Source organism: Bradyrhizobium manausense (assembly GCF_018130615.1).
In the GTDB taxonomy this organism is placed as follows: Bacteria; Pseudomonadota; Alphaproteobacteria; order Rhizobiales; family Xanthobacteraceae; genus Bradyrhizobium; species Bradyrhizobium manausense_A.
This window is the reverse complement of the sequence record NZ_JAFCKB010000005.1, coordinates 348,137-374,657: the sequence shown is the minus strand read 5'-3', so window position 1 is coordinate 374,657 and position 26,521 is coordinate 348,137. Positions and strand designations below refer to the sequence as shown.

Here is a 26,521-nt window from a genome sequence, read left to right as displayed (position 1 = left end):
CGATGGGGCGCGCAGGTTGCGGATCGTGGCTTTCCCCTGATGTTTGGAGATTGATGATGAGGAAATCACTTCTTGCGCTGGCAACTGGCCTTCTGCTTGCCGGGAGCGTTAGCGCAGCCTCCGCTGCCGACAAATTGAAAGTCGGTTTCATTTACCTCGGTCCGATCGGCGATCTCGGCTGGACCTACCAGCACGATCAAGGACGCCTGGCGCTCGAGAAGGAGCTCGGCGACAAGATCGAGGTCACGTATCTCGAAAAAGTTCCCGAAGGCCCCGACGCCGAGCGCGCCATCGAGCAACTCGTCCGCGCCGGCAACAAGCTGATCTTCACGACATCCTTCGGCTATATGGATCCGACTTTAAAGGTCGCCAAGAAATATCCGAACGTGCATTTCGAGCACGCCACCGGCTACAAGCGCAACGCGAACATGTCGACGTATTCGTCGAAATGGTATCAGGGCCGCTACATTCAAGGCCTGATCGCGGCCAAGATGTCGAAGTCCGGCGTGCTCGGCTATATCGGCTCGTTCCCAATTCCGGAGGTCGTCTCCGGCATCAACGCGACGATACTCGCGGCGCAGACCATCAACCCCAACATCAAGGTCAAGATCATCTGGGCCAACACCTGGTTCGATCCGCCCAAGGAAGCCGACGCTGCGAAGGCGCTGATCGACCAGGGCGCTGACGTCATCATGCAGCACACGGACTCGCCGGCCGCGATGCAGATCGCCAGCGAACGCGGCAAGCTTGCCTTCGGTCAGGACTCCGAGATGATCAAGTTCGGCCCCAAGACCCAGCTGACCTCGATCCTCGACACCTGGGGCCCCTACTACATCGCCCGCGTCAAGGCTGAGCTCGACGGCACCTGGAAGTCGGAGGACACCTGGGGCGGCCTCGACAGCCACATGTTCGCGATGGCGCCGTATACCAACATGCCCGACGATGTGAAAAAGATCGCCGAGGATGCCCAGGCGGCGATCACCGCCGGCAAGCTGCACCCGTTCAAATGCCCGGTCATTGGGCAGGACGGCAAGGAGATCGAGTGCAAGGGCGGCGCCAATCTCGATGACGGCCAGATTCTCGGCATGAATTTCTACGTGAAGGGCATCGACGACAAGCTGCCGGGCAAGTAGCACGCTTCTTGCATTGCCTAAATCACCTGCTCCTCCCGGAGGAGGTTCGGAGGGGGTGGCCAGAAGCACCCGGCACTTGTGGTCGCCCCCTCCTTCTATTTTCCTATCCCACCTGCATCGCCCGCGCCGCAGCGCTGTGCCGGCGGACGAGATCGGCGACGTCCATCCCGGGGATCGCGCCGTCGACCACGGCCCAGTTCCCCGCCACCATCACCCGATCGGCCCGATACGCCCCACACAGCACCAATGCGGCCAAGGGATCGCCGTGGCCTGAGAAGCGCAGCTCATCGAGCCTGAATAGCGCGAGGTCGGCGGCCTTGCCGACCGCGATCTCGCCAAGCTCCGGCCGGCCGACGCAGGCCGCCGAGCCCTGGGTCGCCCAGCGCAGCGCATCCCTGTGACTGACCTTGCTCACGCCGTAGCGCGCCCGCTGCAGCAGGAAGGCCGCGCGCACCTCCTGCATCAGGTTGGATCCATCGTTGGAGGCCGAGCCGTCGACGCCGATGCCGATGCCGACACCAGCCTCCTCCATCTCGCAGACCGGGCAGCAGCCGGAGGCCAGCAGCTGGTTGCTGCACGCGCAGTGGCTGATGGTGGTCTTGGCCTTGCCGAGCCGTTTCATCTCGTCGGCGTTGAAAAAGATGCCATGGGCGAGCCAGGTTCGCGCATTGAGCCAGCCGCATTGTTCGAGATAGTCGAGCGGGCGGCAGCCGTACATCTGCTGGCAAAACTGGTTCTCGTCCTCGGTCTCGGCGAGATGAGTGTGCAGGCGCACGTCGAGCTTGTCGGCGAGTTCGGCGGTGGCGCGCATCAGTGATGTCGTCACCGAAAACGGCGAGCATGGCGCCAGCGCGATCTGCACCATCGCATCCGCACCGCGCTGGTGATGCCTCGCCACCACGCGCGCGCTGTCGGCGAGGATGGTGTCCTCGTCCTGCACGACGCTATCCGGCGGCAGGCCGCCGTCGCGCTGCGACAGGTTCATCGAGCCGCGCGTCAGCAGCACGCGCACGCCGAGCCGCTTTGCGACGCCGACCTCGATATCGACGGACTCCTCGAGCCCCGCCGGGAAGACGTAGTGATGATCGGTCGTGGTGGTGCAGCCCGACAGCAGCAGCTCGGACATCGCCACGGTGACACCGAGCTCCAGCGCCTCAGGCGTCAGCTTGGCCCAAATCGGGTACAGCGCCTGGAGCCAGGGGAACAGCTCGCGATCCATCGCCGCCGGCAGCGTCCGGGTCAGCGTCTGATAAAAATGATGATGGGTGTTGATGAGGCCCGGTAGCACGACATGCTCGCGCGCATCAAACACCGTGACATCTGCGGTCACGGGCGTTCCGCCGGCCGGCACGAGTTCGACGATGCGGCCCTCCCTCACGACGATTCCGCGCCCAGCGCCATCGGCGAGGATAGCCAGGGGATCCCTGATCCAGATCGGTCTTGCGTCGGTCATGCGCCTGCTTCTCCTGACATCCGCTGACGACGGGCCTGCAAGGCAAGGGCCAGCCCGAGAGCGTGATTACCGCGACTTGTTGTTGCCACTTGGCGCTGGTCTTGCAAGACTTTCCCTCGTGACAAATCACCCGGCGCAGGCGCTATCGCAGCCATGGACTTGAATACCATCACAGCGGTCTCCCATCCGCAAACCCGAGCCCAGTTGCCCGCCTGGACGCCAGGCGATGCTTGGCTCGCGGGCGGCACGTGGCTGTTCTCGGAGCCGCAGATCCACCTCACGCGGCTGATCGATCTTACTGATCTGAAATGGCCGGCACTGGCGATCACCGAAAGGCACCTCAGCATCGCCGCCACCTGCACGATCTCGCAGCTCGATGCGCTCGCCTGCCCGCCCGACTGGCTCGCCGCGCCGCTGATCAGCCAATGCTGCCGCGCCTTCCTCGCCTCCTTCAAGATCTGGAAGACGGCGACGGTGGGCGGCAATCTCTGCATGTCGCTGCCGGCGGGTCCAATGATCTCGCTTACCGCCGCACTCGACGGCGTCTGCACCATCTGGAAGGCCGGCGGCGGCGAACAGAGAATTGCCGTTGCCGAATTCGTCACGGGTAATCAGCGCAACCGCCTCTCGCCGGGCGACCTGCTGCGGCAGATCGACATTCCAATTGCTGCACTGAAACGCCGCTTCGCGTTTCGTCAGATCTCGCTTGCGCCGGTCGGCCGCTCGGCAGCGCTTCTGATCGGGAGCCTCGATGGCACCGGCGTGCTGAAGCTGACCGTGACCGCATCGACCGTGCGCCCGATCCTGCTGTCATTTCCAATAGCGCCCGATGCGAGCACGCTTCGCACCGCCATCGCCGACGAAATCACTGACGATCTCTATCATACCGACATTCATGGCAAACCCTTCTGGCGCAAGCACATGACGCTGCGACTGGCCGAGGAGATCCGGGCCGAACTCCTGGGTGCAACGACGCCATGAGCTTCGAGGTCAACGGCACGAACTTTCCGCAAGCGCCGCGCGCAGGCCAATGCCTGCGTACGTTCCTGCGGGAGCTCGGCCAGTTGGGAGTGAAGAAAGGCTGCGACGCCGGCGATTGCGGCGCCTGCACCGTTCTGCTCGACGGTGAGCCGATGCACAGCTGTTTGATCCCGGCGTTTCGCGCGGAGGGGCGCGCGATCACCACGATCGAAGGACTCGCTGCTGACGGCGGTATGCACCCGATGCAGCAGGCCTTCCTCGACGCGCAAGGCTTCCAATGCGGCTTCTGCACCGCCGGCATGATCCTGACCTGCGCCGCGCTGAACCAGGCGCAGCGGACCGATCTCGGCGACGCGCTGAAGGGCAACATCTGCCGCTGCACCGGCTATCGCGCGATTGAGGACGCAATCCACGGCAAGACCAATGTCGAGGGATGCGTCGAGGCCGGCGACGCGTTCGGCCGCAACCTGCCAGCACCCGCAGGCCCCGACGTCGTCCGCGGCACGGCGCGCTACACGTTCGATACAGAGATCGACGGCCTGCTGCACGTCAAGCTGCTGCGCTCGCCGCATGCGCATGCCAAAATCGTCGCGATCGACAGATCGGCCGCGATGATTGTCCCCGGCGTGCACGCCATCCTGACGCATGAGGACGCACCTTCCGTGCTGTTCTCGACGGCGCGGCACGAGAAGGACTGGATGGACCCTGAGGACACCCGGATCCTCGACAATGTCGTCCGGTTCATCGGCCAAAAGGTCGCGGCCATCGTCGCCGAGAGCGAGGGCGCGGCCGAGGAAGCCTGCCGAAGGCTGAAGGTCGACTACGAGATCTTGCCTGCGCTGATTGACCCTGAGCAGGCGATGACGCCGGGCGCGCCGCTCGTTCACCCTGATCGCACCAGCGCGAACCGCGTTGCCGACGCGCAACGCAATCTTGTCGCGGAGATCCATGGCGAGTTCGGCGACGTCGCAGCATCACTCGCCACATCCGCAGTCACATACGAGGCCACCTTTCACAGCCATCGCGTGCAGCACGCGGCGCTGGAGACCCATGGCGGCCTTGCGTGGCTGGATGAGGGCGGAACGCTCAACGTCCGCACCTCGACGCAGGTGCCGTTCCTGACCCGGCGCGCGCTTTCGGACATCTTTGGACTTCCCGCGGACAAAGTCCGCGTGTTCTGCGAGCGCGTCGGCGGCGGCTTTGGCGGCAAGCAGGAAATGTTCGTCGAGGATATTCTGGCGCTGGCCGCGCTAAAAACCGGGCGGCCGGTCAAGCTCGAGCTCACCCGCGAGGAGCAGTTCATCGCGACCTCGACGCGGCATCCGATGCGGGTTCACGTCAAGGCCGGCGCCGATGCCGATGGCAAGCTCACCGCGCTGCAGCTCGACGTGCTCTCCAATACGGGCGCCTACGGCAATCACGGCGGCTCCGTGATGTTCCACGCGGTGTCGGAATCCATTGCTGTCTACAACTGCCCGAACAAGCGGGTCGACGGTTTCGTCGTCTACACCAATACCGTCCCGGCGGGCGCGTTTCGCGGTTATGGCCTGCCGCAGAGCCTGATCGCGGTGGAAGCTGCGATCGACGAGCTGGCAAAGCAGCTCGGCATCAGCCCCTACGACATGCGCCGGCGCAACATCATCCGGGACGGCGATCCCATGCTGTCGCCGCCGCCGTCCGATTATCACGACGTGCTCTACGGGTCCTACGGGCTCGACCAGTGCATCGATCTTGTCGAGCGCGCGATGCAGGCCGATCAGCCGCAGCCCGAGCTGCCCGCGGAATGGCTGACCGGCGACGGCGTCGCGCTGACCATGATCGACACGGTGCCGCCCGCCGGCCACATCGCGGACGCGATGATCGCCCTCAACGACGATGGCGGTTTCGATCTCACCGTCGGCACCGCCGAGTTCGGTAACGGCACCAGCACCGTGCACCGGCAGATCGCAGCGACGATACTCGCGACCACCGTCGACAGGATCCGCCTGCGCCAGTCGGATACCGCGCATGGCGGCCACGACACCGGCGCCTATGGCAGCACCGGCATCTTCGTGGCCGGCAAGGCCACGCAGGCTGCCGCGATGCAACTTGCGACCGAGCTGAAGGCGGCCGCTGCCGGCGCGTGGCTTTGTGATGTCGGGACTTGCATCCTCGACGGTGAATTCGTCGTCAGCGGCGTGCGGCGCATGTCCTTTGCCGAGCTGGCGAAGCTCGCCCGCGAAGGCGGCCGACCGCTCGCGGCGCACGGTAATTCCGAGGGAACGCCGCGCTCGGTGGGCTTCAACGTGCACGGTTTTCGTGTCGCCGTGAACAAAGGCACCGGCGAGATCAAAATCTTGAGGAGCGTGCAGGCTGCCGATGCTGGCGTCGTCGCCAATCCCATGCAGTGCCGCGGCCAGGTCGAGGGCGGAGTGGCCCAGGCGCTAGGTGCGGCGCTCTACGAGGAGATGGTGATCGATGCGGATGGACGCGTCACCAATCCCAAATTCCGCGATTACCATCTGCCATCCTTCGCGGATGTGCCGCGCACCGAGGTCTTCTTCGCCGAGACGTCCGACACCATCGGGCCACTCGGCGCGAAGTCGATGAGCGAGAGTCCGTACAATCCGGTTGCCGCCGCGCTCGGCAACGCGATTGCCGATGCCACGGGGATCCGCTTCACCGCACCGCCGTTCAAGCCGGACCGGCTGTTTCCGGCCCTGCACGCGAAGTTCGGCGACTAGCTCCCGCGATAGGTCGAATAGCTCCAGGGCGTCACCAGCAGGGGCACGTGATAGTGGCCCTCGGGCTCGCTGATCGCGAACCGCAGCGGGATCTCGTCGAGGAATGGCGGATCGGGGAGCTGCACGTTGCGCTCGGCGAAATATTTGGCGACGTTGAACCGCAACTCGTAGCGGCCGATCGGCAGCGGGCGACCGCCGATCAGCGGCTGATCAGTGCGGCCGTCCGCATTGGTGACAGCGCGCGCGATCACGCGGCTCTCGCCGAGGCTTGCGAGTTCGACAAGCTCCACCGCGATCCCCGCTGCAGGCTTGCCGGCATGATTGTCCAGCACGTGCGTCGAGAGACGGCCATGCACTTTCAGCTTGTCGTCGGCGACGACAAGCTGATCGAGCCGCAGCGCCGAGATGCGGCCGATCTCCTCGATCGCGCGGCGCGTCTCGGTCTTCGCGATATTGCGCAGGCGCGCCTCGAAATCGTGCAGCACGGAATCCTTGGTGTGGCGCCGCACGCAGACGACATAGGGGAAGCCAAACTTTTCACGATAGGCATTGTTGACGCGCTCGAACGCCGTGTATTCGGCCTCCGACAGCCGGTCGAGGCCGGCGCTGTTCTGCTCGTCGGTCGATTCCGCCGTCAGGCCCGCGGCCCGCTGAGTCTTGTTGGCGAGATCGGGATGCGCCCGGATCAACGCCAGCTGCACGTCGGGTTCGGCAGCCTGGATCGCCGCCATCAGCGCGGCGTGCAGCTGATTGATGCCGGCAAACGGCCGCTGCGCCGCCAGTTGCTCGGCAATCCAGGGCGAATATTCGACGACATTGGCGAGCGCGGCGACGAAATCGGCCTTGCTTGCGGCGTTAAGATCAGCGAGCGAGATCAGCGGCATCGCCTCACCGGATCTCGAAGGCATCAGCCGCAAGATGCGCGTGTCTGTCGTGCCAATGCTGTGCGATCTGCAGCCGTGTCGGCACCCAGACGCGCTCATGCTTGCCGATATAGTCGAGGAAGCGGATCAGACCCGCGGCGCGTCCGGGCCGACCGGCGAGACGGCAGTGCAGTCCTACCGACATCATCTTCGGCGCGGTCTCGCCTTCGGCATAGAGCACGTCGAAGGCATCTTTCAGATAGGTGTAGAATTGTTCGCCTTCGGCAAAGCCCTGCGGATTGATGAACCGCATGTCGTTGGCGTCGAGCGTGTAGGGAATGATGAGCTGCTTGCCGTTCGTGCCCTTGACCCAATAGGGCAGGTCGTCGGCGTATGAGTCGCATAGATAGAGGAAACCGCCCTCCTCCATCAGCAGACGGTTGGTGTTGATCGACGAGCGTCCGGTATACCAGCCGAGCGGCCGCGCACCGGTGGCCTCGGTGTGGACACGAATCGACTCGGCAATCTCGGCGCGCTCCTGCGCTTCCGTCATGTCCTTGTGCTCGATCCACTTCAGGCTGTGGCTCGCGATGTCCCAGCCCGCCTCCTTCATCGCCGCGACGATTTCCGGATTGCGCTTCAGCGCGGTGGCGACGCCGAACACGGTAGTCGGCCATTTGCGTTCGCTGAACATCCGCCACAGCCGCCAGAAGCCGGCGCGCGAGCCATATTCGAACATGGATTCGATATTGGCGTGACGCTGGCCCGGCCAGGGCTGTGCGCCGAGCACGTCGGAGAGGAACGCTTCGGAGGCGCGGTCGCCATGCAAAATGTTGTTCTCGCCGCCCTCCTCGAAATTGACCACGAACTGCACCGCGACCCGCGCGTTGCCAGGCCATTGCGGATGCGGCGGATTGCGGCCGTAGCCGCGGAGATCGCGCGGGTAGCTTGTATCGGTCACTCAGATTTCCTCGAAGCGGATCGGCAACGCGCCCTTCCACAGCACGCTCTTGCCCAGTGTTGCCAGGTTCTCCAGATCGGAGGTCACCGTGATGAAGTGATTGCCGGCGAGTTGGCCCATTTTGCTTGCAAAGCGGACGCCACCATACGCCATCAGGATCTCGGTCTCGCTGATGCCGCCGGGATAGAGGATGATCTGTCCCGGCGCGGGATAGCTGGTGTGGTTCTCATAGCCGACGCCGAAATCGAGATCGCCGAGCGGCATCCAGACGCCTTCGCCGCTCCAGCGCACATGGATGATGTGGCTCTCGAACGGCAGTGTCTTGCGGAATGCCGCGACGGTCTTGGGCGCCGCCTGCTCCTCGAAGCGAGCATCGAAGGTGAAATCACCGGCGCGAATAACGAGTTTGCTCATCTCATTTCTCGGGGTCGGGGACGATGTTCGCCCCGCGGAAGCTTCCAAGCAAGAGCATTCCAGCGGGCTTCGCGCAAGTGGCGTTGGACCCCTCACCTCCGGTCGTAAGACCAGCCGAACAAGCCGCTCCGCCGCACCTCCGGCTCCGGCTCTGCGGCCGGTGCCTCCTTTAGTTCCGCCTGCGGCGGGGGCAGCGGAGGCGCCGGCAGGATCTCGCATTTCATGGAATAGACCAGCTTGCCGTCTGCGGTGCGCCCGATCGGTGCGCAGGGGTCGGGATGCGCCGCCGAGGTCCTGGCAGCGGGTTTCACCTGCGCCGCGGCCGGCGAGACCATCAAAAGCAGCACCAGCAGATATTTCGACATCGTTGTCGCGCCTGAAACCCGGTTGCGGCATTCAACCGGATTGTGTCGGGCAAGTCCATCGGGGCTAGCAGGGCTGCCGAATATTTAACCGGCACTGCTGCGCGGCCCCTTCCCATGTCCGGATGCGCCGCGACGCGCAGTGCCGTGGGGTGGGCAAAGACGCAAAGCGTCGACCCCACCAATTCGGTATCGGCAAGATGGTGGGCACGCTTCGCTTTGCCCACGCTACGACAGCCGGGCGTGTGACACGCAGTTCAATTCGCAGACACGCCTCAGCAGCCTCGCGGCGCATCTCGCCCGAGCTTTGCTTGATCTCTCTGCATTTCAGTAATGCGAAATGCTTTGCCGGAAGGGATCGACCGGCCAGGCGACACGGCACCTTAGCCCGGATTTCGCTGCGCTCCATCCGGATTACTTTAGCCGTCAGTACGGATTGTAGTAATACCGCGGGCCACCATAGTAGCCGTAGCCGGGCCCCGGCCCATAATAGCGCGGGCCGCCATAGTAATAATTGTCGTAGTACTCCTGGCGGCGGCTCTCGGCGATCGCGCCGCCGATCAACCCGGCAGCGGCGCCCATGAAGGCGAGGCCCGCAGCGCTCGGTCCGCGCCGATAATAGTGACGACGTCGCGCAGCACTGAAATCAGTCGCGCTGGATGAGCCCTGCCCCGCCACGGCGGCGGTCGCGGGCGCCACCTTGGCCGGCATTGGGGACGCGGCAGCCGAAGGCGACATGGATGCCGCGACCAAGGCGACGCTGGCGAACACGGCCAGCGCAGCGCTGCGGCCAACTCTCGAATTCACGGGCCTGACACTCATCTTGACGTCCTCATGTCTCGCCAAAGAAAAGATACGGAAACAACGTATAATGCGCAAAGTACTGAGATGGTTTCGTGATCGCGGCAATCTGCCACGCTTTGAACGATTATAAACCGCACCACCAGATCCAGCTTGCTCCATTCATCCTGAGCGGATAATGAACGGACGCGCCGTTTTTCGGCTGCCGTAAGCGTTCAACGTGAACCAACGCATCAACCGACGCCGTCGGGATCGATGCCATTTGCAGGGTTCAACGTGACTGACGCGTCCTTTTCCTTGAGAGAAATCAGATGATTGCGGTTCGCAAACTGCCGGCGCGCTATGCGCCGATCGTGATGCCGTTCGTGCTGTCCATCCTCATGACGGCCGTGGTGTCGGTCATTTCGACGCTTCGAAGTCTTGGTGCTACGCCGGCCTTCATCGCGACCTGGCCGGGCGCCTGGGCGCTGTCATGGCTCGTCGCCTTTCCAACACTGCTGTTGGTGCTGCCACTGGTCCGCCGGATCGTGGTATTCCTCGTCGCGAGCCCTGCCCAACCGGGCCGATAACCGGCGCGGACGGCGCCTCACGCGCCGTCCCGCTTTCGGGATCGTCACCCAGAGAGGCGATCGTCTCCCATCATACGTTCAGGCCCGGTAGCTCCAGTATTTGCGGAGCGCATCGCCTGCGGCCTGGAGATCGAAGCGCTGGTCGGGGGCGAGTTGCTGCGCGATCAGATTGAACATGTCGTTCAGGATCGAGCGTTTCTCGCCGAAATAGGAATGGTGCAGACCGACCAGGCTGGTGTCGACCAGCGATGCATCGATCGTATCGACGCCGTCGACGATTGTGAGGGCATCGCCGGCCTCACCTGCCCGGGGATAGCCGTGCACGAATTTCGAGGCGAGAAGCGCGACGTCGCGGGACGAGGCATAGAGCGTCACGCGTGCGGCGCAGCCTTTGAACTTTGCCGCGAGCTGAATAAAACGGTCGCGATCGATGTCCGGCGCGGCAAAGATGATTTGGCCGAGCTTTGCGGCGACCGCCGGCAGCTGCCACGACGTGACGCGCTCGAGCGTGTTGATCACCGCCCGGTTGCCCATGCTGTGGGCGATGATGTGCACCTTGCCGGCGCCGATCTCCCCGAGCGCGAGTTGGAGAAACGCCTCGAAATGATCGCGCGACCAATCGATCGTGCTCTCGTCCACGGTGTACTTCTTGGTGTCCGCCGCCGACGCCCAGCTGTACAGCAGCGTCCTGCCGGCGAATTTCAAGTCCACGGCAAGCTGCGCGGCGCGGCGCGCTGCATCAACGAACGTCACGTTGTAACCGTGCACGAAGATCAGGGCGTCGTGCACATCTGCAGCTGCAAGCGAGTCCTTCAGGCTCGTGACGAAGACGTCCCGGCCAAGCGCGCCGACGCTTTTGAGGATCACATGCTTTTCCGGATTGGCCGAGAACTCGAGACGCCACCAGCTGGGACTGGTGAGCTCGCCGAGGTCGCGGCCGCGCGTGGGCACGCTGACCTCCGCGACACCGAAGGACAGCGCGCCGCGCTCGCCCCGGAAATAGTTCGCCGGTGTATCGTCGCCCCGGGCGCGGTCGGTGCCATAGAAAACGGGGATGGTGACGACCCCAGTGGCCTCGTCTGTGCTCGGCTGGACAATGTCCGGGACCGTAGGCGTCACCCTGCCGCGGCGGGTCACGGTCTCCCTGGCGGCAGCGGGCGCCGCCATGTCTGCCATCACGCGCTCGACAAGTTCAATGGCCGGCGGCTCCGCGAGCAGGCGCACGACCAGCAGGTCGAGCGCCTGCCGAAGCTTGTCCGGGTCTTCGCCGCGGCTGGCACGACTGGCCAGCTCAAGCAATTCCTCGCCGTAAGGAGGCCATTTGTCGCCGAGCAGATCCCTCAACCGCGGCCCGAGTTCGAGCAAGGCAAGCAACAGGCGAAGCGTGTCCGACATCGCACGGCCCTCGTCGCTGACTGCGGCCTGGGCACCAGCCCGGCCGTCAGCCCCCAGCCTAGAGGTTGTGAACGATCTGGCAAGTCCGCTGTGCGTGCTGGCGTCAACTTGCCCCGGGGCCCGCCTTACGACAGCGCCCCCAGCACGCCGCGCGTGGCCTTGTCGATCTCCTCGACATAGCGGCGGCGGGCGAAATTCTCGGTCAGGAAGCCGACGACCTTGCGGCTGTCGGTGGAATCGACCACCGCCAGCATCTCGGCCTCGGCCTCGTCGAACACCGCCATCGCGCTCTTCACGTTCATTTCCGGGATCAGCACGATCTCGGTCAGGCGCGCGAGCTCGATGACCTGGATGTCGTCGGCAATGGTGTCGAGATCGCTGGAGAACAGATCGGGCAGCAGGACCAGGCCGACATATTCGTCAGCATTGTTGACGATGACGATTCCGGGCCGCGATCCCAGCCCGAATTCCCGCCGCGTGGCGGCGATGGTGGTGGTCGACGGCACCTTGCCGACGTCGGAGCGCATCAGCCGCTCGACGGTGAGGTTGCGCAGCCAGCCGACGTCGTTGGCACTGCGGATGGTTTCGCCGCGCAGATGCAGGCGCCAGGTCGAGAAGGAGTGGCCGAACATGAAGCGGACGCAGATCGAGGTGACGATGCAGCCGGCCAGCACCACGGCGGTGACGTCGACATTGCGGGTCATCTCGAGCACGAGAAACGACATGGTCAGGGGACCGCCGACGATGGCGACGCCCAGCGTCGCCATGCCGGTCAGCATCGCCACCAGCGGATCAATCACGAAGCTCGGGCTGATCAGCAGCAGCACCGCCGCAAAGAACTTTCCGATCAGGCTGCCGACGAACAGCGAGGCGAAAAAGAGGCCGCCGCGGAAGCCCGAGGCCAACGAGATCAAACAGGCCGTCACCTTCAGCGCGATGATGATCGCGACCAGGCCGATGGCCATATCGTGAAAGAGATCGAGCACCATGGCGCCGTGGCCGGCCGCGAGCACCTGCGGCGTGACGAGGGCGAAGCCGCCGACGATGAGGCCGCCGATGACCGGACGCAGCCACACCGGCAGCCATTTGAACAGGCGCTCGAACACCGAGGACGAGCGCATCACGGCGATCCCGACGCCGCTGGTGACGAGCGCGAGCCCGATCAGCGCCAGATATTGCTCGACGCCGACGGCGCTGACCTTGGGAATTTCGAGCGAGTAAGGCGCGCCGCCGAGCCATTGCGCGGTGAGCGCGCCGGCAAGCGAGGCCGCCAGGATCGGCGCGGCGCTGCCGACCGAATAGACGCCGACGATCAGTTCGCAGGCGTAGAACGCACCGGTGATCGGCGCGCCGAAGGCCGCCGCGATCGCCGCCGCGGCGCCGCAGCCGACGATCAGGCGCAAATCGTTACGCCGGAGATTGAAGAATTTCCCGAACAGCGAGGCGATGCCCGAGCCGATCTGGGTGTAGCCGGCTTCGAGACCGACCGAGGCGCCGCAGCCGTTCGAGATCAGGGTCTGGCTCGACACCACCACGCTGTCGCGCATCGACAGATTGCCGCCGCGCAGCGCATTGGCCTCGATCGGGTCGACCGCGCTGGAAATCTTCAGCCGTCGCCGCCACCATTCCATGATGCCCAGCGTGAGACCTCCCAGCGCGGGCGCGGTCATCGCCGCCCAGGGACTGATATAGGTGTTGGCCGAGAGGCGGACGTCGATGGGAATGCCGTAGATCACGACATGGGCGATCTGCGCGATCTCGGCCATCAGCGTTACGATCGCGCCGGCCAGTGTGCCGATGACCAGCGCCAGCGGAATCAGGTAGAATTCGTTGCTGCGCAACAGCGCGCGCAGCCGGACCATGGTGCGGTTCGTGCCCTTGCCGTCGACGAAATATCTGATCCGCGCGAACACCGCTTGCGAGCCCTACCCTTCCGACAGGCCGTAACCGGCCATGCGCTGACGGACCCGTTCGATCTCGGCGCTCGAAAGCAGCGGCGGTTTCCCGATCTGGAGGCAGCCGTGATATTGCCGCGCCAGCGTCTCGACCTCGACGGCAAGCCACATCGCCTTGTCGAGCGTCTTGCCGATCGCGATCATGCCGTGATGGTCGAGCAGGCAGGCGAGCCGTCCGACCAGCGCGCGCACCGCATGCTCGGATAGTTCCGCCGTTCCGAAGGTGGCATAGGGCGCGCAGCGGATGCTGTCGCCGCCGGCCGCCGCGATCATGTAGTGCACGGGCGGGATGTCCATGCCCATGATCGCCAGGATGGTGCAATAGGTCGGATGGGCGTGAACCACGGCGTCGACGTCGGCGCGCGCCTTCAGGATGTCCAGGTGGAAGCGCCACTCGCTGGACGGCTTCTGATCGGGGGCGTGCGAGCCGTCCATCGCCATGAAGACGATCTGGTCGGGCGTCATGGTGTCATAGGGCAGGCTGGTCGGTGTGATCAGGAGCCCGCCCCCATGCCGCACGCTGATATTGCCTGAGGTGCCCTGGTTGATGCCGAGCGCGTTCATGCGGCGGCAGGCGTCGATGATGGCCTGTCTCTTCTCGAGTTCGTCCGCTGTCATCGACATCTCGATTCATCTCCACCTTCTTGGCGATGGGCGTTTGTTAGACCGGAAGTACGTCAAAGCAATATGGCAGCGCAAGCGAAAGCGGACCTGTTCAGGCGCCGTCTTGCCGGCGCCGTCATGGCACCACGAAATGAACCGTAAAATCAATGGATTAAAAGATTGCCGCAGCCCTATGACAGGCTCGCCCGAACGGCCGCAATCCCGTTGATCACGAATTGCACCGAATAGGCCGCGAGCAGCATGCCGAGCACACGCGAGAGCACGGCATTGCCGGTGCGCCCCAACGTCCGTGCGATCAGGCTCGCCGAGACGAAACAGAGCATGCAGAGCAGGCAGACGGAGAGGACGACGGCGATGATGATCCCGAGCTTCACTCCATAGCCGGCATCGCCCGCCAAGAGCAGCGTGGTCGCGATCGCCCCGGGGCCGGCCATCATGGGGATGGCGAGCGGAAACACGGCGACGTCGGAGGCGTGCTCCGCGGTTGCCTTGTCGGCCTCGCGTGCCTCGCGATGCGGCCGGTCGCCAAAGATCATCTGGTAGGACACGCCAAACAGCAAGAGCCCGCCCGCGATTTGGAACGCCGGAATGCCGATCCCGAGCTGGCGCAGCAGCCAGTTTCCGACCAGCGCGATCACGACCAGGATCGAGGCCGCGATGAAGGGCGCCCGCAGCGCGACCGTCCGCTTGATCTTGTCGGGCATACCCCCGGTCGCGGCCAGAAACGCCGGCGCAAGGCCGACGGGATCGACCACCAGCAGCAGCGTCACGAAGGCGGACAGGGCAAAGTCGAGCATGGGTCGGGCGTCTCGGGTGAGCGTGGTTCTGACGGCCAGCCATAGCGGCTCGCGCGGGCCTTCGCGAGGAACATTTGCTGATCCCGGATCTTGATCGCGTGAGGATTGAGGAAGGGCGTGCCTTCCCGTGTCGCCTCATGAGGAGGATCCATGGCCAAACGAGCAAAGAAACGTGCATCCAAGAAAAAGACCGCATCGCGCCGTCCGCGTCGGGCTCCTAAGATGCTGAGCGATCTGTTTCTGGAAACGCTGAAGGACATTTATTTCGCGGAGAACAAGATCATCAAGACGCTGCCCAAGATGGCCAAGGCTGCGCATTCGAAGGACCTTGCCGCCGCCTTCAACAAGCATCTGCGCGAGACGCAGGGCCAGGTGAGACGGCTCGAGCAGATCTTCAAGATGCTGGACAAGCCCGCGCGCGGCAAGCCGTGCGAGGCGATCAACGGCATCACCGAGGAAGGCGCCGAGATCATGAAGGACTTCAAGAACGCCCCTGCCCTCGACGCCGGCCTGCTCGCCGCGGCGCAGGCCGTCGAGCATTACGAGATCTCGCGCTACGGCACGCTGCGCACCTGGGCCGAGGAGCTCGGCATGCCCGAGGCGGCAAGGCTGCTGCAGGATACGCTGGACGAGGAAGAGGCCACCGACCATATGCTGACCGAGCTCGCGACGTCCGTGATCAACCTTGAAGCGGAGGCCGAGTACCGCGAAGCCGCCTGATCAAGTGCGCCCGCCCAATTGTTGCCTTCGGCGCCGCGGAACCTCTCCGCGGCGTCGATACGTCTGAGCGCAAGAGGCTCCTCGCGTTGGAGGGGCCAGGCATGCCTGGGACGCACGATGCTGGAATTTGCGGGAACCATCACCATATCCCGGTTTTCCAACCGCAGCGCCTTCCCCGAGTTTTGCCATGCAACCCAAAAATCCCTTCGACTGGATGCTGTCCGAAGCCCTGGACCAGCTGACGCGCGCCGAACGGCTGCGCCAGCAGTTCGGCCGTCAGGAAGCCTGCTGGGAGCCGCCGATCGACGTGCTCGAAACCGAGCATGAGCTTTTGATTCTGGTCGCGCTGCCCGGCGTCAATCCGGACAATGTCGAGACGGTCATCCATGACGGCGTGCTGGTCATCTCCGGCCAGCGCACGCTGCCGCCGGAGCTTCGCAACGCCCGCATCCACCGGCTCGAGCTACCGCAGGGGCGTTTTGAGCGCCGCATTGCATTGCCCCTTGGCCGCTACGCCATCAGCCGCTTCGTGATGGACGGCTGCGTCGCACTGCGCCTCGCCAAATCCTGAGGTCGATCATGGCCACCGAACAGATGAATAACGAACAGACGAATCCAGACGTGAAGATCCCCGAAGACGCACTGATCATCATTCCCGTGCGCGAGATGGTGCTGTTCCCCGGCGCCATCGCGCCGATCGCGATCGCGCGGCCGAAGTCCGTCGCCGCCGCGCAGCAGGCGCTGCGCGAGCAGCGCCCGATCGGCATCGTCCTGCAGCGCAGCCCCGAGATCGACGAGCCTGGCCCGGACGATCTCTACCGGGTCGCGACCATCGCCAACATCGTGCGCTACATCACCGCGCCCGACGGCACCCATCACATCGTCTGCCAGGGCGTGCAGCGCGCGCGCATCCTCGACTTCCTGCCGGGGACGCCGTTCCCGGCTGCGCGCATCCAGCAGATCCCCGAGCCGACCGCGACCTCGCCCGAGATCGAGGCGCGTGCGCTGAACCTGCAGCGCCAAGCCATCGAGGCGATCGAGCTGCTGCCGCAGGCGCCGCCCGAGCTGGTCGCGATGTTCCAGAGCACCACCGCGCCCGGCGCGCTGGCGGATCTGGCGACCTCATTCATGGACATCAAGCCGCAGGACAAGCAGGAGGTGCTGGAGACCATCGACCTCGCCCTGCGCGTCGAGAAGGTGTCGAAGCACCTGGCCGAGCGGCTGGAGGTGCTGCGCATCAGCAATGAAATCGGCCAGAAGACCCGCGCCACGTTCGACGAGCGGCAGCGCGAGGCGATCCTGCGCGAGCAGATGGCGACCATTCAGCGCCAGCTGGGCGAAGGCGACGGCAAAGCCGCCGAGGTCGCCGAGCTGACGGCTGCCATCACCAAGGCCGGCATGCCGCCGGAGGCGGATGCGCATGCCAGGAAAGAGCTGCGCCGCTACGAACGCATGCCGGAAGCCGCCGGCGAGGCCGGCATGGTCCGCACTTATCTCGACTGGCTGATCGAGCTGCCATGGGCGCTGCCCGCGGAGAAGCCGATCGACATCAAGGAAGCGCGGCGCATCCTGGATGCGGATCACTTTGGCCTGGAGAAGATCAAGAGCCGGATCATCGAATATCTGGCGGTGCGCAAGCTGGCGCCGCAGGGCAAGGCTCCGATCCTGTGCTTCGTCGGTCCGCCCGGCGTCGGCAAGACCTCGCTCGGCCAGTCCATCGCGCGTGCGATGGATCGCCCCTTCGTGCGCGTCAGTCTGGGTGGCGTGCATGACGAGGCCGAGATCCGCGGTCACCGGCGCACCTATATCGGCGCGCTGCCCGGCAACATCATCCAGGGCATCAAGAAGGCCGGCAGCCGCAACTGCGTCATGATGCTGGACGAGATCGACAAGATGGGCCGCGGCGTGCAGGGTGATCCCTCTGCCGCCATGCTGGAGGTGCTTGACCCCGAGCAGAACGGAACGTTCCGGGACAATTACCTGGGCGTGCCCTTCGACCTGTCGCGCGTGGTGTTCATCGCGACCGCCAACATGCTGGACCAGATTCCGGGACCGCTCCTGGACCGCATGGAGCTGATCAGCCTCGCCGGTTACACCGAGGAGGAGAAGCTGGAGATCGCGAAGCGCTATCTGGTGCGGCGGCAGCTGGAGGCCAACGGCCTGACGGCCGAGCAGGCCGAGATCGAGCCGGAGGCGCTGAGACTGGTCGTCAAGGGTTACACCCGCGAGGCCGGCGTGCGTAACCTCGAGCGCGAGATCGGCAAGGTGTTCCGCCATGCCGCGGTGCAAGTCGCCGAGGGCACGGCTGCGAAGGTCGTGGTGACACCGAAGGCCATCGCCACCGTGCTCGGCCAGCCGCGTTTCGAAGGCGAGATCGCGCAGCGCACCAGCATTCCGGGCGTGGCCACCGGCCTGGCCTGGACGCCGGTCGGCGGCGACATCCTGTTCATCGAGGCCTCGCGCGTGCCCGGCCGCGGCGGCATGATCCTGACCGGCCAGCTCGGCGACGTCATGCGCGAGAGCGTGCAGGCGGCGATGACGCTGGTGAAGAGCAGAGCCACGCAGCTCGGCATCGATCCCCAGGTGTTCGAGAAGAGCGACATCCACGTTCACGTTCCAGCGGGGGCAACCCCGAAGGACGGCCCGAGCGCGGGCGTGGCGATGTTCACGGCGCTGACGTCACTGCTCACCAACCGCACGGTGCGGAGCGACACGGCGATGACCGGCGAGATCTCGCTGCGCGGTTTGGTGCTCCCCGTGGGCGGCATCAAGGAGAAGGTGGTGGCTGCGGCCGCCGCCGGACTGAAGCGGGTGATGCTGCCGGCACGCAACAAGCGGGACTACGACGACATCCCAAAGAGCGCGCGGGACAACCTCGAGTTCATCTGGCTGGAGCGCGTCGACGAGGCCATCGCCGCAGCGCTCGAGCCGGCGGAAGCCCAAGCCGATGCGAACGTCGAAGCGGCGGAGTGAATGCGATGAAGAAACTGCTGGAAGACGCGAAGCGATCGCGGAAGACACAGAAGCTGCGTCAGTTGCTCGATCGCGCCATCGACCGGGTGCGCGATGCACTTGCAGGACCGGAGCCACGGCTTCAACCGATCCCGGTCCGGGTGAAGCGCCGCAAGGGCTGATCCCCTCCGTATCGGCCCCTGCGGTCACTCAAGCCAAAAGGCCCCCTCTCATCGAGGGGGCCTTTGCATTATCAGGCCACAGCGTCCTTGGCGGCCTTGACCGGGCGGGCGCGGACGATCTTCCGGGCCGGCTTGGCCTTGAACATCATCTCTTCGCCCGTGAACGGGTTGGTGCCCTTGCGCGCCTTGGTCGCGGGCTTCTTGATGACCACGAACTTGGCGAAGCCCGGCACCAGGAACAGGCCGTTCTTCTTGAGCTCCTTGTGGCCGACGTCGGTCAGCGTCTCCATGACGCTCTTGACGTCGCGCTTGGAGAGCTCGGTGGCGGTCGCAATCTTTTCGATCAACTGCGATTTGGACATTTGGGCTGGCATCGTGTCTCCTCTGATTCGTTGCCGGTTGCATATTAGACCAACCGGCGAAGGCCTATAGCCTTCTGCACAGTTTTGTCGCGGTTTTACGGGCTTTTTTGGCCCCCTGTGGCAAAAAACCCCTGCTTTTTAGCGGCTTCCGGAGCGGAAGGCACCTTGAGCAGCGCTTTTTGCCTTGTTTCAAAGGCCCGCAAGCAGCCTTGCTAAAGCTGATTCGATGCTTTCGACAAGCGACGACCGGCCTCTTTGTGAGAGACCGGTCGCTGGAGAAGCGCAGAAATGGGTCAGCCCCGCCTCACCGCACGAGGCTTTCGGTCCGATAAGCAGCCGGGTCGCCGCTGTCTGTCAGATGCTCGATGGCGAGCTTGAGCGGCGCGCTCATCGGGACTCTGAGATCGACATTGTTCGGCGAAATCGGCGCCAGAAACCATCTGGCATAGATCTTCTGGATCTCTCCGCTGCGATAGACCACCGCCAGCGCATCATCGACCACCTTCTTGAACGCCGGATCGTCGCGCCGGAGCATGATGCCATAAGGCTCGACCGACAGCGCTTCCTCCGAAACGATGTAGGCGCCGGGATCCTCCGAATTGGCCATCCGACTGTAGAGCAGGATGTCGTCCATCACGAAGGCCGCGGCCCGATCGGACTCCAGCATCCGGAACGCTTCTCCGTTGTCCTTGGCAGCCAGAATGGTGAGACCGAGCTGACGCTGGGTGTTGAGCTCACTGATCTGCTTGAGATTGGTGGACCCGATGGTGGACACCACAGTCTTGCCCTTGAGGTCCTCCAAGGTCCGCAAGCTGGCCGCCGCCTTAGCCATGAAACGATTTGCAGCGACGAAATACGAGGTCGAGAACGTCACCACCTTCTGCCGCTCGAGGTTGTTGGTGGTCGTTCCGCATTCGAGGTCGATCGTCCCGCTCAGCACGGACTGGATTCGACCAGACGGAGTGACAGGCACGAGCTTCACATCGAGCTTTTGCAGTCCCAGCTTCGCTTTCACGGCGTCGACCGCCAGATAGCAGAGGTCCATGGCATAGCCGACGACCTTCTCGTTGTTGTCGTAATACGAGAACGGGATCGACGATTCACGATGTCCGATCGCGATCGTGCCGGTGCTCCTGATCTTCTCCAACGTACCGACCAGGTCCTCGGCGGCCGCCACATGGCTCGCAACGCTGAGTGCGGCTATGGCCAGGATGATTTTGATGCGCATCGCTCCATTTCCTTCGTTGGGATCGCCAAATCGCGCCTGCAACAATTGGTCTTCGGCTTGCTCATGCCTTGGCGACCAGCCGCTCCCGGCGAACCGGCCGCCCCACGATCCCAGCATATTGAGTCATCGAGGCCGGCCGTCCGATCAGGAAGCCTTGCGCGAAATCGCAACCGGCATGGGTGAGAACATCAAGCTGAATCTGCGTTTCGACACCCTCGGCGGTGACCGGGAGCTCGAGACCCCGCGCCAGTCCGACGACGCCGCGCAAGACCGCCTTCGATTGTGCGTGGTCCAGGTTCGAAACGAAGCTACGGTCGATCTTGATCATGTCGAACGGGAATGCGTGCAGATAGGATATCGACGAGTAACCCGTACCGAAATCGTCGAGCGCAATGCGCACTCCGAGCGCCTTGAGCCGGCGCAGGATCGAGACCGCGCCGGAGAAATCATCGATCAGGACGCCTTCCGTGATCTCAAGCTCCAGCCGGCCGGCGCTCAATCCAGTCTCGATCAGGATTCCATGGACGAACCGCACGATGTCGTCGTTGCGGAACTGCACCGGTGACAGATTGACGGAAATCTTGAGCGGGTTCGCCCAGGATGCGGCTTCACGGCACGCGGCGCGCAGAATCCATTCGCCCATCGCGACGATCAGCCCGTTCTCCTCGGCAAGCGGGATGAACGTGCCGGGCGAGATCAAGCCGCGTCGCGGATGCCACCAGCGGACCAGGGCTTCGAAGCCCACAATCTCGCCGCCGACCCGAGCCAGCGGCTGAAAATCCAGCCGCAGTTCATCATTGGCCACCGCGGATTGCAGATCATGCTGCAATTCGCGCTGGTCACGAAGCTGCGTCGCCATGTCCGCCTCGAAGAACCGGATCGCGTTGCGTCCCTCCGACTTGGCGCGGTAAAGCGCGATATCTGCATAGGCCAGAAGTGTCGTCGGATCGTCGCCGTCGGTCGGAGAGCACGCAATGCCGATGCTGATGCCGATCCGCACCTGCCGTCCGGCAATCTCGATATCTCCGACAAGAGCCGCCCGCAGCTGCTCCGCAAGCCGGCCTGCGACTTCGGCCTGGGCCTCGCCAAGCAGCACCGCGATGAACTCATCGCCGCCAACCCGCGCCAGGAAGGCGTCGCCTGCAACCTGCTTCAGTCGCCGTGTCACCTCACATAACAGCGCGTCACCGACCGGGTGGCCATAGAGGTCGTTGATCTCCTTGAAGCGGTCGAGGTCGAGGCACAGAATCGCGAAAGCCCCTCCGGCGCAGATCGTCTCGTGGACCGTCGTCGCCAGATAGTCGGAAAACGACGCGCGGTTGTGCAATCCGGTCAGCGCGTCGTGATGTGCAATGTGCGCGATCCGCCTCTCGGTGCGCTTTCGCTCGGTGATATCCTCGACCGTCTTCACGAAGCCGCCGCCGGGCACTGGGCGGAAGACGATCACCACCGCGCGGCCGTCTGGAAGCTCCGCCACGATGCTCGCCGGTTCGTTGGCCGCAATGATCGCCTTCAGCGCGTCGGCGCCGTCAGCGGGGTACAGCCCCCGCGAAAGCCGATACTCGAACACCTCGCGCAGCGTGATTCCCGGTCTCATGAGCTCGTCGGGAAGGCTGAACATCTTGGCGTAGCGGTCGTTGCAGACGATCAGGCGATGATGGGCGTCGTACATGCAGACGCCTTGCGACTGGTTGTTCAACGTCGCATCGAGCTGGATGCTCTGCTTGCGGAAATGCTGCACGACCACGGCTCCGGTGCCACCGATGGCGACGACGAGAACGAGGGTGAGTCCGATCAGAAACCAGGCCTCCGTCCGCCAGCCGGCAAGTGCCGCGGGCACGGTCGTGCTGGTCGTCAGGAAGATGGGGATCTTGACGAGAGATGTCACCGCAATCAGCCGGTCGGTGCCGTCGCGCGCGTCGAATTCCCGGACGACACCCGCGCCCGATCGGGTCATCTCGGCAAGCCGGCCACGCGAGACGGATTTGTCGACCATGGGGTCGACATACGGATAGCGCGCCAGCGTTACGCCGTCACGGCCGATCAGCGCAATGGATTCGTCTGCGCCGCGAACCAACGTCCGATAGAGCTCCTCGAAATGCCGGGATTTGATTATGCCGACCACAAGCCCGAGAAATTCACCGTCAGCACCCATGAATTTGCGGGCAAGCGGGACGGTCCAGGCTCCGGTACGCGGATCCCTGGTCGGACGGCCGAGCTTCGAACTCAAGGCCGGTGTGGCCTTCAGGGCCTGGAAATAGTCCTGATCGGCGACGTTGAGGCGTGGTGTCGGCCAGGCAACGGACCAATTGATCACCGTCCCGTCGGCGCCGACCAGCATAACAGATTCAATATGCGGAAAGCCGCCGATCTTGTCCTCCAGCATGAGCTGGATGTCGCGGCTCGCCATCGAACGTGCATAGACCTCGTCGGAGACGACGGCGAGGATTTGCATGTGCTCGATCAGATTCGCCTCGATCAGGTCGACGGCCTCGAAGTCGCGCGCCGCCTGCTCGGCCAGCACCGTCGCAGTCGCCAGCAGTTGCTGCTTGCTCTCGGCAAGCGCGTGATCGCGCAGATTGGACAGAATGAGAGCGATGGTGCACACGACGAGCGCGATCAGAAACGCGCCGCACAGCATCAGCAGGGCAACGGGCCGCGTCGCGCCGATCCGGCGGATCGGCTGGGCTCCCCCCTCCGGCACCGGCATCGCCAACCTGTCTTTGAGTGCGCGAACAGCCCGAGGCATCAGGAAACACAATTCCCAGAACGACCCATCCCACGAAGCGTAGGGCTTCGAGTATGTCGAATCCGGTTAAAACCGGCGCATGCCAACCATCGAACGTCGGTCAAGGTTACCTGTGCGTTTCATCATCTCGGATGATGCGGGGAAACACGTACCTCTTCCCGCAGATCTACGGAGATCGATGCCTATGGAATGGGCAAGACAAATCGCCCGGCCAGGGGCGCGGCCACGGGCGCCCCATCGCATCCCGAACCGACGATCGCGGAACCCGAATCCCTTTCCGCGCGCGCAGCCGGCTAGATCCGCTCGATGATGATAGCCGGCGCCATGCCGCCGGCCGCGCACATCGTGACGAGACCGCGCTTGAGGTCGCGGCGCTCGAGTTCGTCGAGCACGGTGCCGATCAGGATCGAGCCGGTCGCGCCGATCGGATGGCCGAGCGCGATCGAGCCGCCATTGACGTTGACCTTGGCACGGTCGAGCTTGAGATCGCGGATGTATTTTTCCGCAACCACCGCAAAGGCCTCGTTGATCTCGAATAGGTCGATGTCGTCGATGGTCAGCCCGGCCTTCGCCAGCACCTTGCGCGTCGCCGGCACCGGCGCGTTCAGCATCAGGGTCGGCGAGTCCCCCATGTTCGCCATCGCTACTACGCGGGCGCGGGCTTTAAGGCCGTGCGCCTTGGCGTAGGACGGCGAGGCCAGCAGGATCGCGGCGGCGCCGTCAACGACGCCGGACGAATTGCCGGCGTGGTGCACGAAGTTGATGTCGAGATCAGGATATTTCTGCAGGATGAGGCCGCGATAGGTCGTACCCTTGTCGTCCAGCGCATAGTCGGCGATCGCGGGAAACGCGGGCTTCAGGCTGCTGAGGCCTTCCATCGTGGTCTGCGGCCGCGGATATTCTTCGTGGTCGAGCGCGAGGCTGCCGTCCTCGCGATGAACGGGCACAAGGCTCTTCTTGAAGTGACCGCCGGCAATCGCCTGCGCGGCGCGCTTCTGGCTTTCCAGCCCGAGCGCATCGACATCCTGCCGCGTGATGTCTTCCAGCGTCGCGATCGCATCGGCGCAGACGCCCTGATGCGATTGCGGATGCCGCGCGCGCAGTCGGAGATTGCCGCTATCCATCATCATCGGACCGCCGCCGCGGCGCCCCTCCATCGACATCATCTCGCAGCCGCCGGCGATGACGAGATCTTCCGCGCCTGCCATGATCGAGCTTGCAGCCATGTTGACGCTGGTGATGCCGGAACCGCAGAACCGATCCAGCGTCACGGCGCTGGCGCGCACGTCGTAGCCGGCATCGAGCGCCGACATGCGGCCGAGATCGCCACTTTGCGTTGCAACCTGCGCGCTGCAGCCCCAGACGATGTCGTCGACGTCGGCGGTGTTGATGCCGGTGCGATCGGCGAGCGCGCGCAGCACCGTTGCGCCGAGCTGCTGCGGATGAATGCCGGAGAGCGCTCCCTTGCCGGCCTTGCCGACGCCCCGCGGGGTGCGGCAGGCATCGATGATCAGCGCATCGGTCATGGGCTTTGTCCTCTTGTCATGGGTGTTGAGGCGGTTTTGAATCAGGGGGAGATCGGAGTCAATGCGGGGTGTTACGCCTCTGGTCCGGATTTTCCGCTGTGCGAAAGCTTCCGCGACGTCATGCCGGGCATGACGACTTCGAGGGTTCTACGCGAGAGAACCCATCACGCCCCGGCCGCGTTCTTCGCGATCACGTTTCGGTAAAAGCTCGCGCTGAGTTTTGGGGTACGCACCTGCGTGTCGAAATTGACGTGATAGAGCCCAAAGCGCTTGTTGAGCCCGTACACCCATTCGAAATTGTCCATCAGGCTCCAGAGGAAATAGCCGCGCACCGGTACACCCTCCGCGGTGGCGCGCTGGAGCTGGGCGAGATAATTGCGCAAGTACATGATGCGGTCTGTATCGTAGATCTTGCCGTCTTGCGTCACCTGATCGTCGCCGGAGGCACCGTTCTCGCTGATATAGATCGCGTTCGTCTTCCAGATTTTGGCCGCGAGCTTCGGCACCCAGTAAATCGTTTCGGGGCCCACGCGCAGCCAGTCCGAATTCATGTGCGGGAACGATTTCGGGATCGGCAGCGGCATGAATCCCGCGCCCTGGTCGGACGCAACGATGTAGTGCTGCGGCGAATAGATGTTGACGCCGACGAAATCGACCGGCGAGGAGATGATCTTCAGGTCCGCCTCGGTATATTTCGGCGCGTCGGCTCCGGCATATTTCAGGAATGCGTCGGTGTAGCGGCCGGTCATGATGACGTTGAGGTAGCCGGCATTCAGCTCGCGCAGCGCGATCTCGGCGGCACGGACGTTCTCAGGCGTATCGATCGCGGGGATGCAGGCATCGATATTCTCGGCGGGACCGACACGCGTGCCGCGGCGGCCATGGGCGCGCACCGCCTGCACCGCAAGGCCATGGGCGAGCGCGCTGTTGTGCCGGATCTGGTTTACCTCGGCTTGCGGCAAGGTCAGGCCCGGCGCATCGATGCCGATACCGTAGCCGAAATAGACGAAGCGGCCACTCTCGTTCAGCGTGAAAACGTTTTTGACGCGATCGGTCAGGTGCTCGGCGACATAGGCCGCATAGTCGCCGAAGATCTTGCAGGTCTCGGTCGAACGCCAGCCGCCGAAGCGATCCTGCAGCGATTGCGGCAGGTCCCAATGATAGAGCGTGAGCCATGGCTCGATGCCATTCTTCAGGAGCTCATCGACCAGGCGATTGTAGAAGTCGAGGCCTTTTGGGTTCGGCTTGCCGTCGCCGTCCGGAAACACCCGCGGCCAGGCCACCGAGAAGCGATAGGCCTTGCAGCCGAGCTCCCTGACGAGCGCGATGTCCTCCTTGTAGCGATGATAATGCTCATTGGCGTGGTCGCCGGTGGTGCCGTCCTCGATCTTGCCGGGGATGCGCACGAACTTGTCCCAGATCGAGGCCCCTCGTCCGTCCTCATTGACCGCGCCCTCCACCTGGTAGGACGAGGTCGCCGTGCCCCAGACGAAGTTTTGCGGAAACCCGCCGGCGCTACGTGGTGGCGACGCCGGCTTGGCTTCGACCGATGACACGGGACTGGCCATTCCGGCTGCGGAGAGCCCCGCCAATTTCGCGAACTGGCGGCGCGAGACCTCATCCGGCATTTCATCTTCTCCAAATGCAGCTGTGTCGAGCCGGCACAATGACCAGTCCCGGCCGATTTGAGAAGACGGCTTCGCCATGAAGTCGTGACGTGGCGGCTGGCAGGACCAATTGACCTGCATTAGCATGCCTCCAAACAGGGTAT

General features: G+C 64.2%; 23 protein-coding genes. 8 read left to right on the top strand and 15 right to left on the bottom strand.

Going from position 1 to position 26,521, the window contains the following annotated elements:
* The first annotated feature begins 56 nt into the window (after window positions 1–56).
* Window positions 57–1,133: a BMP family ABC transporter substrate-binding protein gene (locus JQ587_RS13000; protein WP_212301418.1), complete on the top strand. Its 1,077-nt coding sequence runs from the start codon at window positions 57–59 to the stop codon at window positions 1,131–1,133.
* 103 nt (window positions 1,134–1,236) lie between these two features.
* Here the strand turns inward: JQ587_RS13000 and JQ587_RS12995 are convergent, their stop codons facing one another.
* Window positions 1,237–2,586 (bottom strand): 8-oxoguanine deaminase, encoded by a 1,350-nt coding sequence (locus tag JQ587_RS12995; RefSeq protein ID WP_212425528.1) that lies wholly within the window; start codon window positions 2,584–2,586, stop codon window positions 1,237–1,239.
* A gap of 153 nt (window positions 2,587–2,739) precedes the next feature.
* Here JQ587_RS12995 and JQ587_RS12990 point away from each other — a divergent pair, with 153 nt between their 5' ends.
* Together JQ587_RS12990 and JQ587_RS12985 are read left to right on the top strand one after the other, a co-directional pair.
* On the top strand, window positions 2,740–3,567 hold the full coding sequence (locus JQ587_RS12990; protein WP_212425527.1) for an FAD binding domain-containing protein: 828 nt from the start codon (window positions 2,740–2,742) through the stop codon (window positions 3,565–3,567).
* On the top strand, window positions 3,564–6,290 hold the full coding sequence (locus JQ587_RS12985) for a molybdopterin-dependent oxidoreductase (protein WP_212425526.1): 2,727 nt from the start codon (window positions 3,564–3,566) through the stop codon (window positions 6,288–6,290). The genes JQ587_RS12990 and JQ587_RS12985 overlap by 4 nt, the downstream gene beginning before the upstream one ends.
* Here the strand turns inward: JQ587_RS12985 and uraD are convergent.
* From uraD to JQ587_RS12960, 5 genes are all read right to left on the bottom strand, one after another.
* The gene (uraD, locus tag JQ587_RS12980; RefSeq protein ID WP_212425570.1) at window positions 6,287–7,174 is read right to left on the bottom strand and encodes a 2-oxo-4-hydroxy-4-carboxy-5-ureidoimidazoline decarboxylase; all 888 of its coding nucleotides are present in this window, start codon (window positions 7,172–7,174) and stop codon (window positions 6,287–6,289) included. The genes JQ587_RS12985 and uraD overlap by 4 nt on opposite strands.
* A gap of 4 nt (window positions 7,175–7,178) precedes the next feature.
* The gene (gene puuE / locus JQ587_RS12975) at window positions 7,179–8,114 is read right to left on the bottom strand and encodes an allantoinase PuuE (protein ID WP_212425525.1); all 936 of its coding nucleotides are present in this window, start codon (window positions 8,112–8,114) and stop codon (window positions 7,179–7,181) included.
* Window positions 8,115–8,528, bottom strand: a complete 414-nt coding sequence (locus JQ587_RS12970; protein ID WP_212425524.1) for a DUF3830 family protein — start codon at window positions 8,526–8,528, stop codon at window positions 8,115–8,117.
* A 92-nt stretch (window positions 8,529–8,620) separates the two neighbouring features.
* Complete coding sequence (locus JQ587_RS12965) at window positions 8,621–8,893, bottom strand: hypothetical protein (RefSeq protein WP_212425523.1); 273 nt, start codon at window positions 8,891–8,893, stop codon at window positions 8,621–8,623.
* A gap of 423 nt (window positions 8,894–9,316) precedes the next feature.
* Window positions 9,317–9,712 carry a hypothetical protein gene (locus JQ587_RS12960; protein WP_212301425.1) on the bottom strand — a complete coding sequence of 132 codons (396 nt, stop codon included), beginning with the start codon at window positions 9,710–9,712 and terminating at the stop codon, window positions 9,317–9,319.
* A gap of 290 nt (window positions 9,713–10,002) precedes the next feature.
* Here JQ587_RS12960 and JQ587_RS12955 point away from each other — a divergent pair, with 290 nt between their 5' ends.
* The gene (locus JQ587_RS12955; RefSeq protein WP_212425522.1) at window positions 10,003–10,260 is read left to right on the top strand and encodes a DUF2798 domain-containing protein; all 258 of its coding nucleotides are present in this window, start codon (window positions 10,003–10,005) and stop codon (window positions 10,258–10,260) included.
* A 78-nt stretch (window positions 10,261–10,338) separates the two neighbouring features.
* Here JQ587_RS12955 and JQ587_RS12950 read toward each other — a convergent pair whose 3' ends face one another.
* The 4 genes from JQ587_RS12950 to JQ587_RS12935 all read right to left on the bottom strand — a co-directional run bounded on the left by JQ587_RS12950 (window position 10,339) and on the right by JQ587_RS12935 (window position 15,031).
* A complete protein-coding gene (locus JQ587_RS12950; RefSeq protein ID WP_212301427.1) occupies window positions 10,339–11,655 on the bottom strand; it encodes an alpha/beta hydrolase in 1,317 nt (438 codons plus the stop codon).
* A 125-nt stretch (window positions 11,656–11,780) separates the two neighbouring features.
* Window positions 11,781–13,568 (bottom strand): chloride channel protein, encoded by a 1,788-nt coding sequence (locus JQ587_RS12945; protein WP_212301428.1) that lies wholly within the window; start codon window positions 13,566–13,568, stop codon window positions 11,781–11,783.
* Window positions 13,569–13,580: 12 nt separating this feature from the next.
* The gene (locus JQ587_RS12940; protein WP_212301429.1) at window positions 13,581–14,234 is read right to left on the bottom strand and encodes an L-fuculose-phosphate aldolase; all 654 of its coding nucleotides are present in this window, start codon (window positions 14,232–14,234) and stop codon (window positions 13,581–13,583) included.
* A gap of 170 nt (window positions 14,235–14,404) precedes the next feature.
* Window positions 14,405–15,031, bottom strand: coding sequence for a MarC family protein (locus JQ587_RS12935; RefSeq protein WP_212301430.1), 627 nt, complete (start codon window positions 15,029–15,031; stop codon window positions 14,405–14,407).
* Between the two features lie 150 nt (window positions 15,032–15,181).
* Between JQ587_RS12935 and JQ587_RS12930 the strand changes: the two genes are divergently transcribed.
* The 4 genes from JQ587_RS12930 (at window position 15,182) to JQ587_RS12915 (ending at window position 18,885) form a co-directional block, all read left to right on the top strand.
* On the top strand, window positions 15,182–15,751 hold the full coding sequence (locus tag JQ587_RS12930; protein WP_212301431.1) for a YciE/YciF ferroxidase family protein: 570 nt from the start codon (window positions 15,182–15,184) through the stop codon (window positions 15,749–15,751).
* A 187-nt stretch (window positions 15,752–15,938) separates the two neighbouring features.
* On the top strand, window positions 15,939–16,322 hold the full coding sequence (locus JQ587_RS12925) for an Hsp20/alpha crystallin family protein (RefSeq protein ID WP_063698631.1): 384 nt from the start codon (window positions 15,939–15,941) through the stop codon (window positions 16,320–16,322).
* An 8-nt stretch (window positions 16,323–16,330) separates the two neighbouring features.
* Complete coding sequence (gene lon / locus JQ587_RS12920) at window positions 16,331–18,724, top strand: endopeptidase La (protein WP_212425521.1); 2,394 nt, start codon at window positions 16,331–16,333, stop codon at window positions 18,722–18,724.
* Between the two features lie 5 nt (window positions 18,725–18,729).
* Window positions 18,730–18,885 (top strand): hypothetical protein, encoded by a 156-nt coding sequence (locus JQ587_RS12915; RefSeq protein WP_162848670.1) that lies wholly within the window; start codon window positions 18,730–18,732, stop codon window positions 18,883–18,885.
* A 71-nt stretch (window positions 18,886–18,956) separates the two neighbouring features.
* Here the strand turns inward: JQ587_RS12915 and JQ587_RS12910 are convergent, their stop codons facing one another.
* From JQ587_RS12910 to JQ587_RS12890, 5 genes are all read right to left on the bottom strand, one after another.
* A complete protein-coding gene (locus tag JQ587_RS12910; protein WP_008139488.1) occupies window positions 18,957–19,259 on the bottom strand; it encodes an HU family DNA-binding protein in 303 nt (100 codons plus the stop codon).
* Between the two features lie 292 nt (window positions 19,260–19,551).
* Window positions 19,552–20,475, bottom strand: coding sequence for an amino acid ABC transporter substrate-binding protein (locus JQ587_RS12905; protein WP_212425520.1), 924 nt, complete (start codon window positions 20,473–20,475; stop codon window positions 19,552–19,554).
* A 61-nt stretch (window positions 20,476–20,536) separates the two neighbouring features.
* The gene (locus JQ587_RS12900; protein ID WP_212425519.1) at window positions 20,537–23,224 is read right to left on the bottom strand and encodes a bifunctional diguanylate cyclase/phosphodiesterase; all 2,688 of its coding nucleotides are present in this window, start codon (window positions 23,222–23,224) and stop codon (window positions 20,537–20,539) included.
* 293 nt (window positions 23,225–23,517) lie between these two features.
* A complete protein-coding gene (locus JQ587_RS12895; protein WP_212425518.1) occupies window positions 23,518–24,750 on the bottom strand; it encodes an acetyl-CoA C-acetyltransferase in 1,233 nt (410 codons plus the stop codon).
* Between the two features lie 164 nt (window positions 24,751–24,914).
* Entirely contained in the window at window positions 24,915–26,378 is a 1,464-nt protein-coding gene (locus JQ587_RS12890; protein WP_212425517.1) for a GH1 family beta-glucosidase, read from the bottom strand.
* Window positions 26,379–26,521: the final 143 nt, after the last annotated feature.

What these genes read in the sequence shown, in the direction of transcription:
- JQ587_RS13000 (WP_212301418.1), top strand. Translation starts at nt 57, where the DNA reads ATGAGGAAATCACTTCTTGCGCTGGCAACTGGCCTTCTGCTTGCCGGG.
- JQ587_RS12995 (WP_212425528.1), bottom strand. Translation starts at nt 2,586, where the DNA reads ATGACCGACGCAAGACCGATCTGGATCAGGGATCCCCTGGCTATCCTC.
- JQ587_RS12990 (WP_212425527.1), top strand. Translation starts at nt 2,740, where the DNA reads ATGGACTTGAATACCATCACAGCGGTCTCCCATCCGCAAACCCGAGCC.
- JQ587_RS12985 (WP_212425526.1), top strand. Translation starts at nt 3,564, where the DNA reads ATGAGCTTCGAGGTCAACGGCACGAACTTTCCGCAAGCGCCGCGCGCA.
- uraD (WP_212425570.1), bottom strand. Translation starts at nt 7,174, where the DNA reads ATGCCGCTGATCTCGCTCGCTGATCTTAACGCCGCAAGCAAGGCCGAT.
- JQ587_RS12970 (WP_212425524.1), bottom strand. Translation starts at nt 8,528, where the DNA reads ATGAGCAAACTCGTTATTCGCGCCGGTGATTTCACCTTCGATGCTCGC.
- JQ587_RS12965 (WP_212425523.1), bottom strand. Translation starts at nt 8,893, where the DNA reads ATGTCGAAATATCTGCTGGTGCTGCTTTTGATGGTCTCGCCGGCCGCG.
- JQ587_RS12960 (WP_212301425.1), bottom strand. Translation starts at nt 9,712, where the DNA reads ATGAGTGTCAGGCCCGTGAATTCGAGAGTTGGCCGCAGCGCTGCGCTG.
- JQ587_RS12955 (WP_212425522.1), top strand. Translation starts at nt 10,003, where the DNA reads ATGATTGCGGTTCGCAAACTGCCGGCGCGCTATGCGCCGATCGTGATG.
- JQ587_RS12950 (WP_212301427.1), bottom strand. Translation starts at nt 11,655, where the DNA reads ATGTCGGACACGCTTCGCCTGTTGCTTGCCTTGCTCGAACTCGGGCCG.
- JQ587_RS12940 (WP_212301429.1), bottom strand. Translation starts at nt 14,234, where the DNA reads ATGTCGATGACAGCGGACGAACTCGAGAAGAGACAGGCCATCATCGAC.
- JQ587_RS12935 (WP_212301430.1), bottom strand. Translation starts at nt 15,031, where the DNA reads ATGCTCGACTTTGCCCTGTCCGCCTTCGTGACGCTGCTGCTGGTGGTC.
- JQ587_RS12930 (WP_212301431.1), top strand. Translation starts at nt 15,182, where the DNA reads ATGGCCAAACGAGCAAAGAAACGTGCATCCAAGAAAAAGACCGCATCG.
- JQ587_RS12925 (WP_063698631.1), top strand. Translation starts at nt 15,939, where the DNA reads ATGCAACCCAAAAATCCCTTCGACTGGATGCTGTCCGAAGCCCTGGAC.
- lon (WP_212425521.1), top strand. Translation starts at nt 16,331, where the DNA reads ATGGCCACCGAACAGATGAATAACGAACAGACGAATCCAGACGTGAAG.
- JQ587_RS12915 (WP_162848670.1), top strand. Translation starts at nt 18,730, where the DNA reads ATGAAGAAACTGCTGGAAGACGCGAAGCGATCGCGGAAGACACAGAAG.
- JQ587_RS12910 (WP_008139488.1), bottom strand. Translation starts at nt 19,259, where the DNA reads ATGCCAGCCCAAATGTCCAAATCGCAGTTGATCGAAAAGATTGCGACC.
- JQ587_RS12905 (WP_212425520.1), bottom strand. Translation starts at nt 20,475, where the DNA reads ATGCGCATCAAAATCATCCTGGCCATAGCCGCACTCAGCGTTGCGAGC.
- JQ587_RS12900 (WP_212425519.1), bottom strand. Translation starts at nt 23,224, where the DNA reads ATGCCTCGGGCTGTTCGCGCACTCAAAGACAGGTTGGCGATGCCGGTG.
- JQ587_RS12895 (WP_212425518.1), bottom strand. Translation starts at nt 24,750, where the DNA reads ATGACCGATGCGCTGATCATCGATGCCTGCCGCACCCCGCGGGGCGTC.
- JQ587_RS12890 (WP_212425517.1), bottom strand. Translation starts at nt 26,378, where the DNA reads ATGCCGGATGAGGTCTCGCGCCGCCAGTTCGCGAAATTGGCGGGGCTC.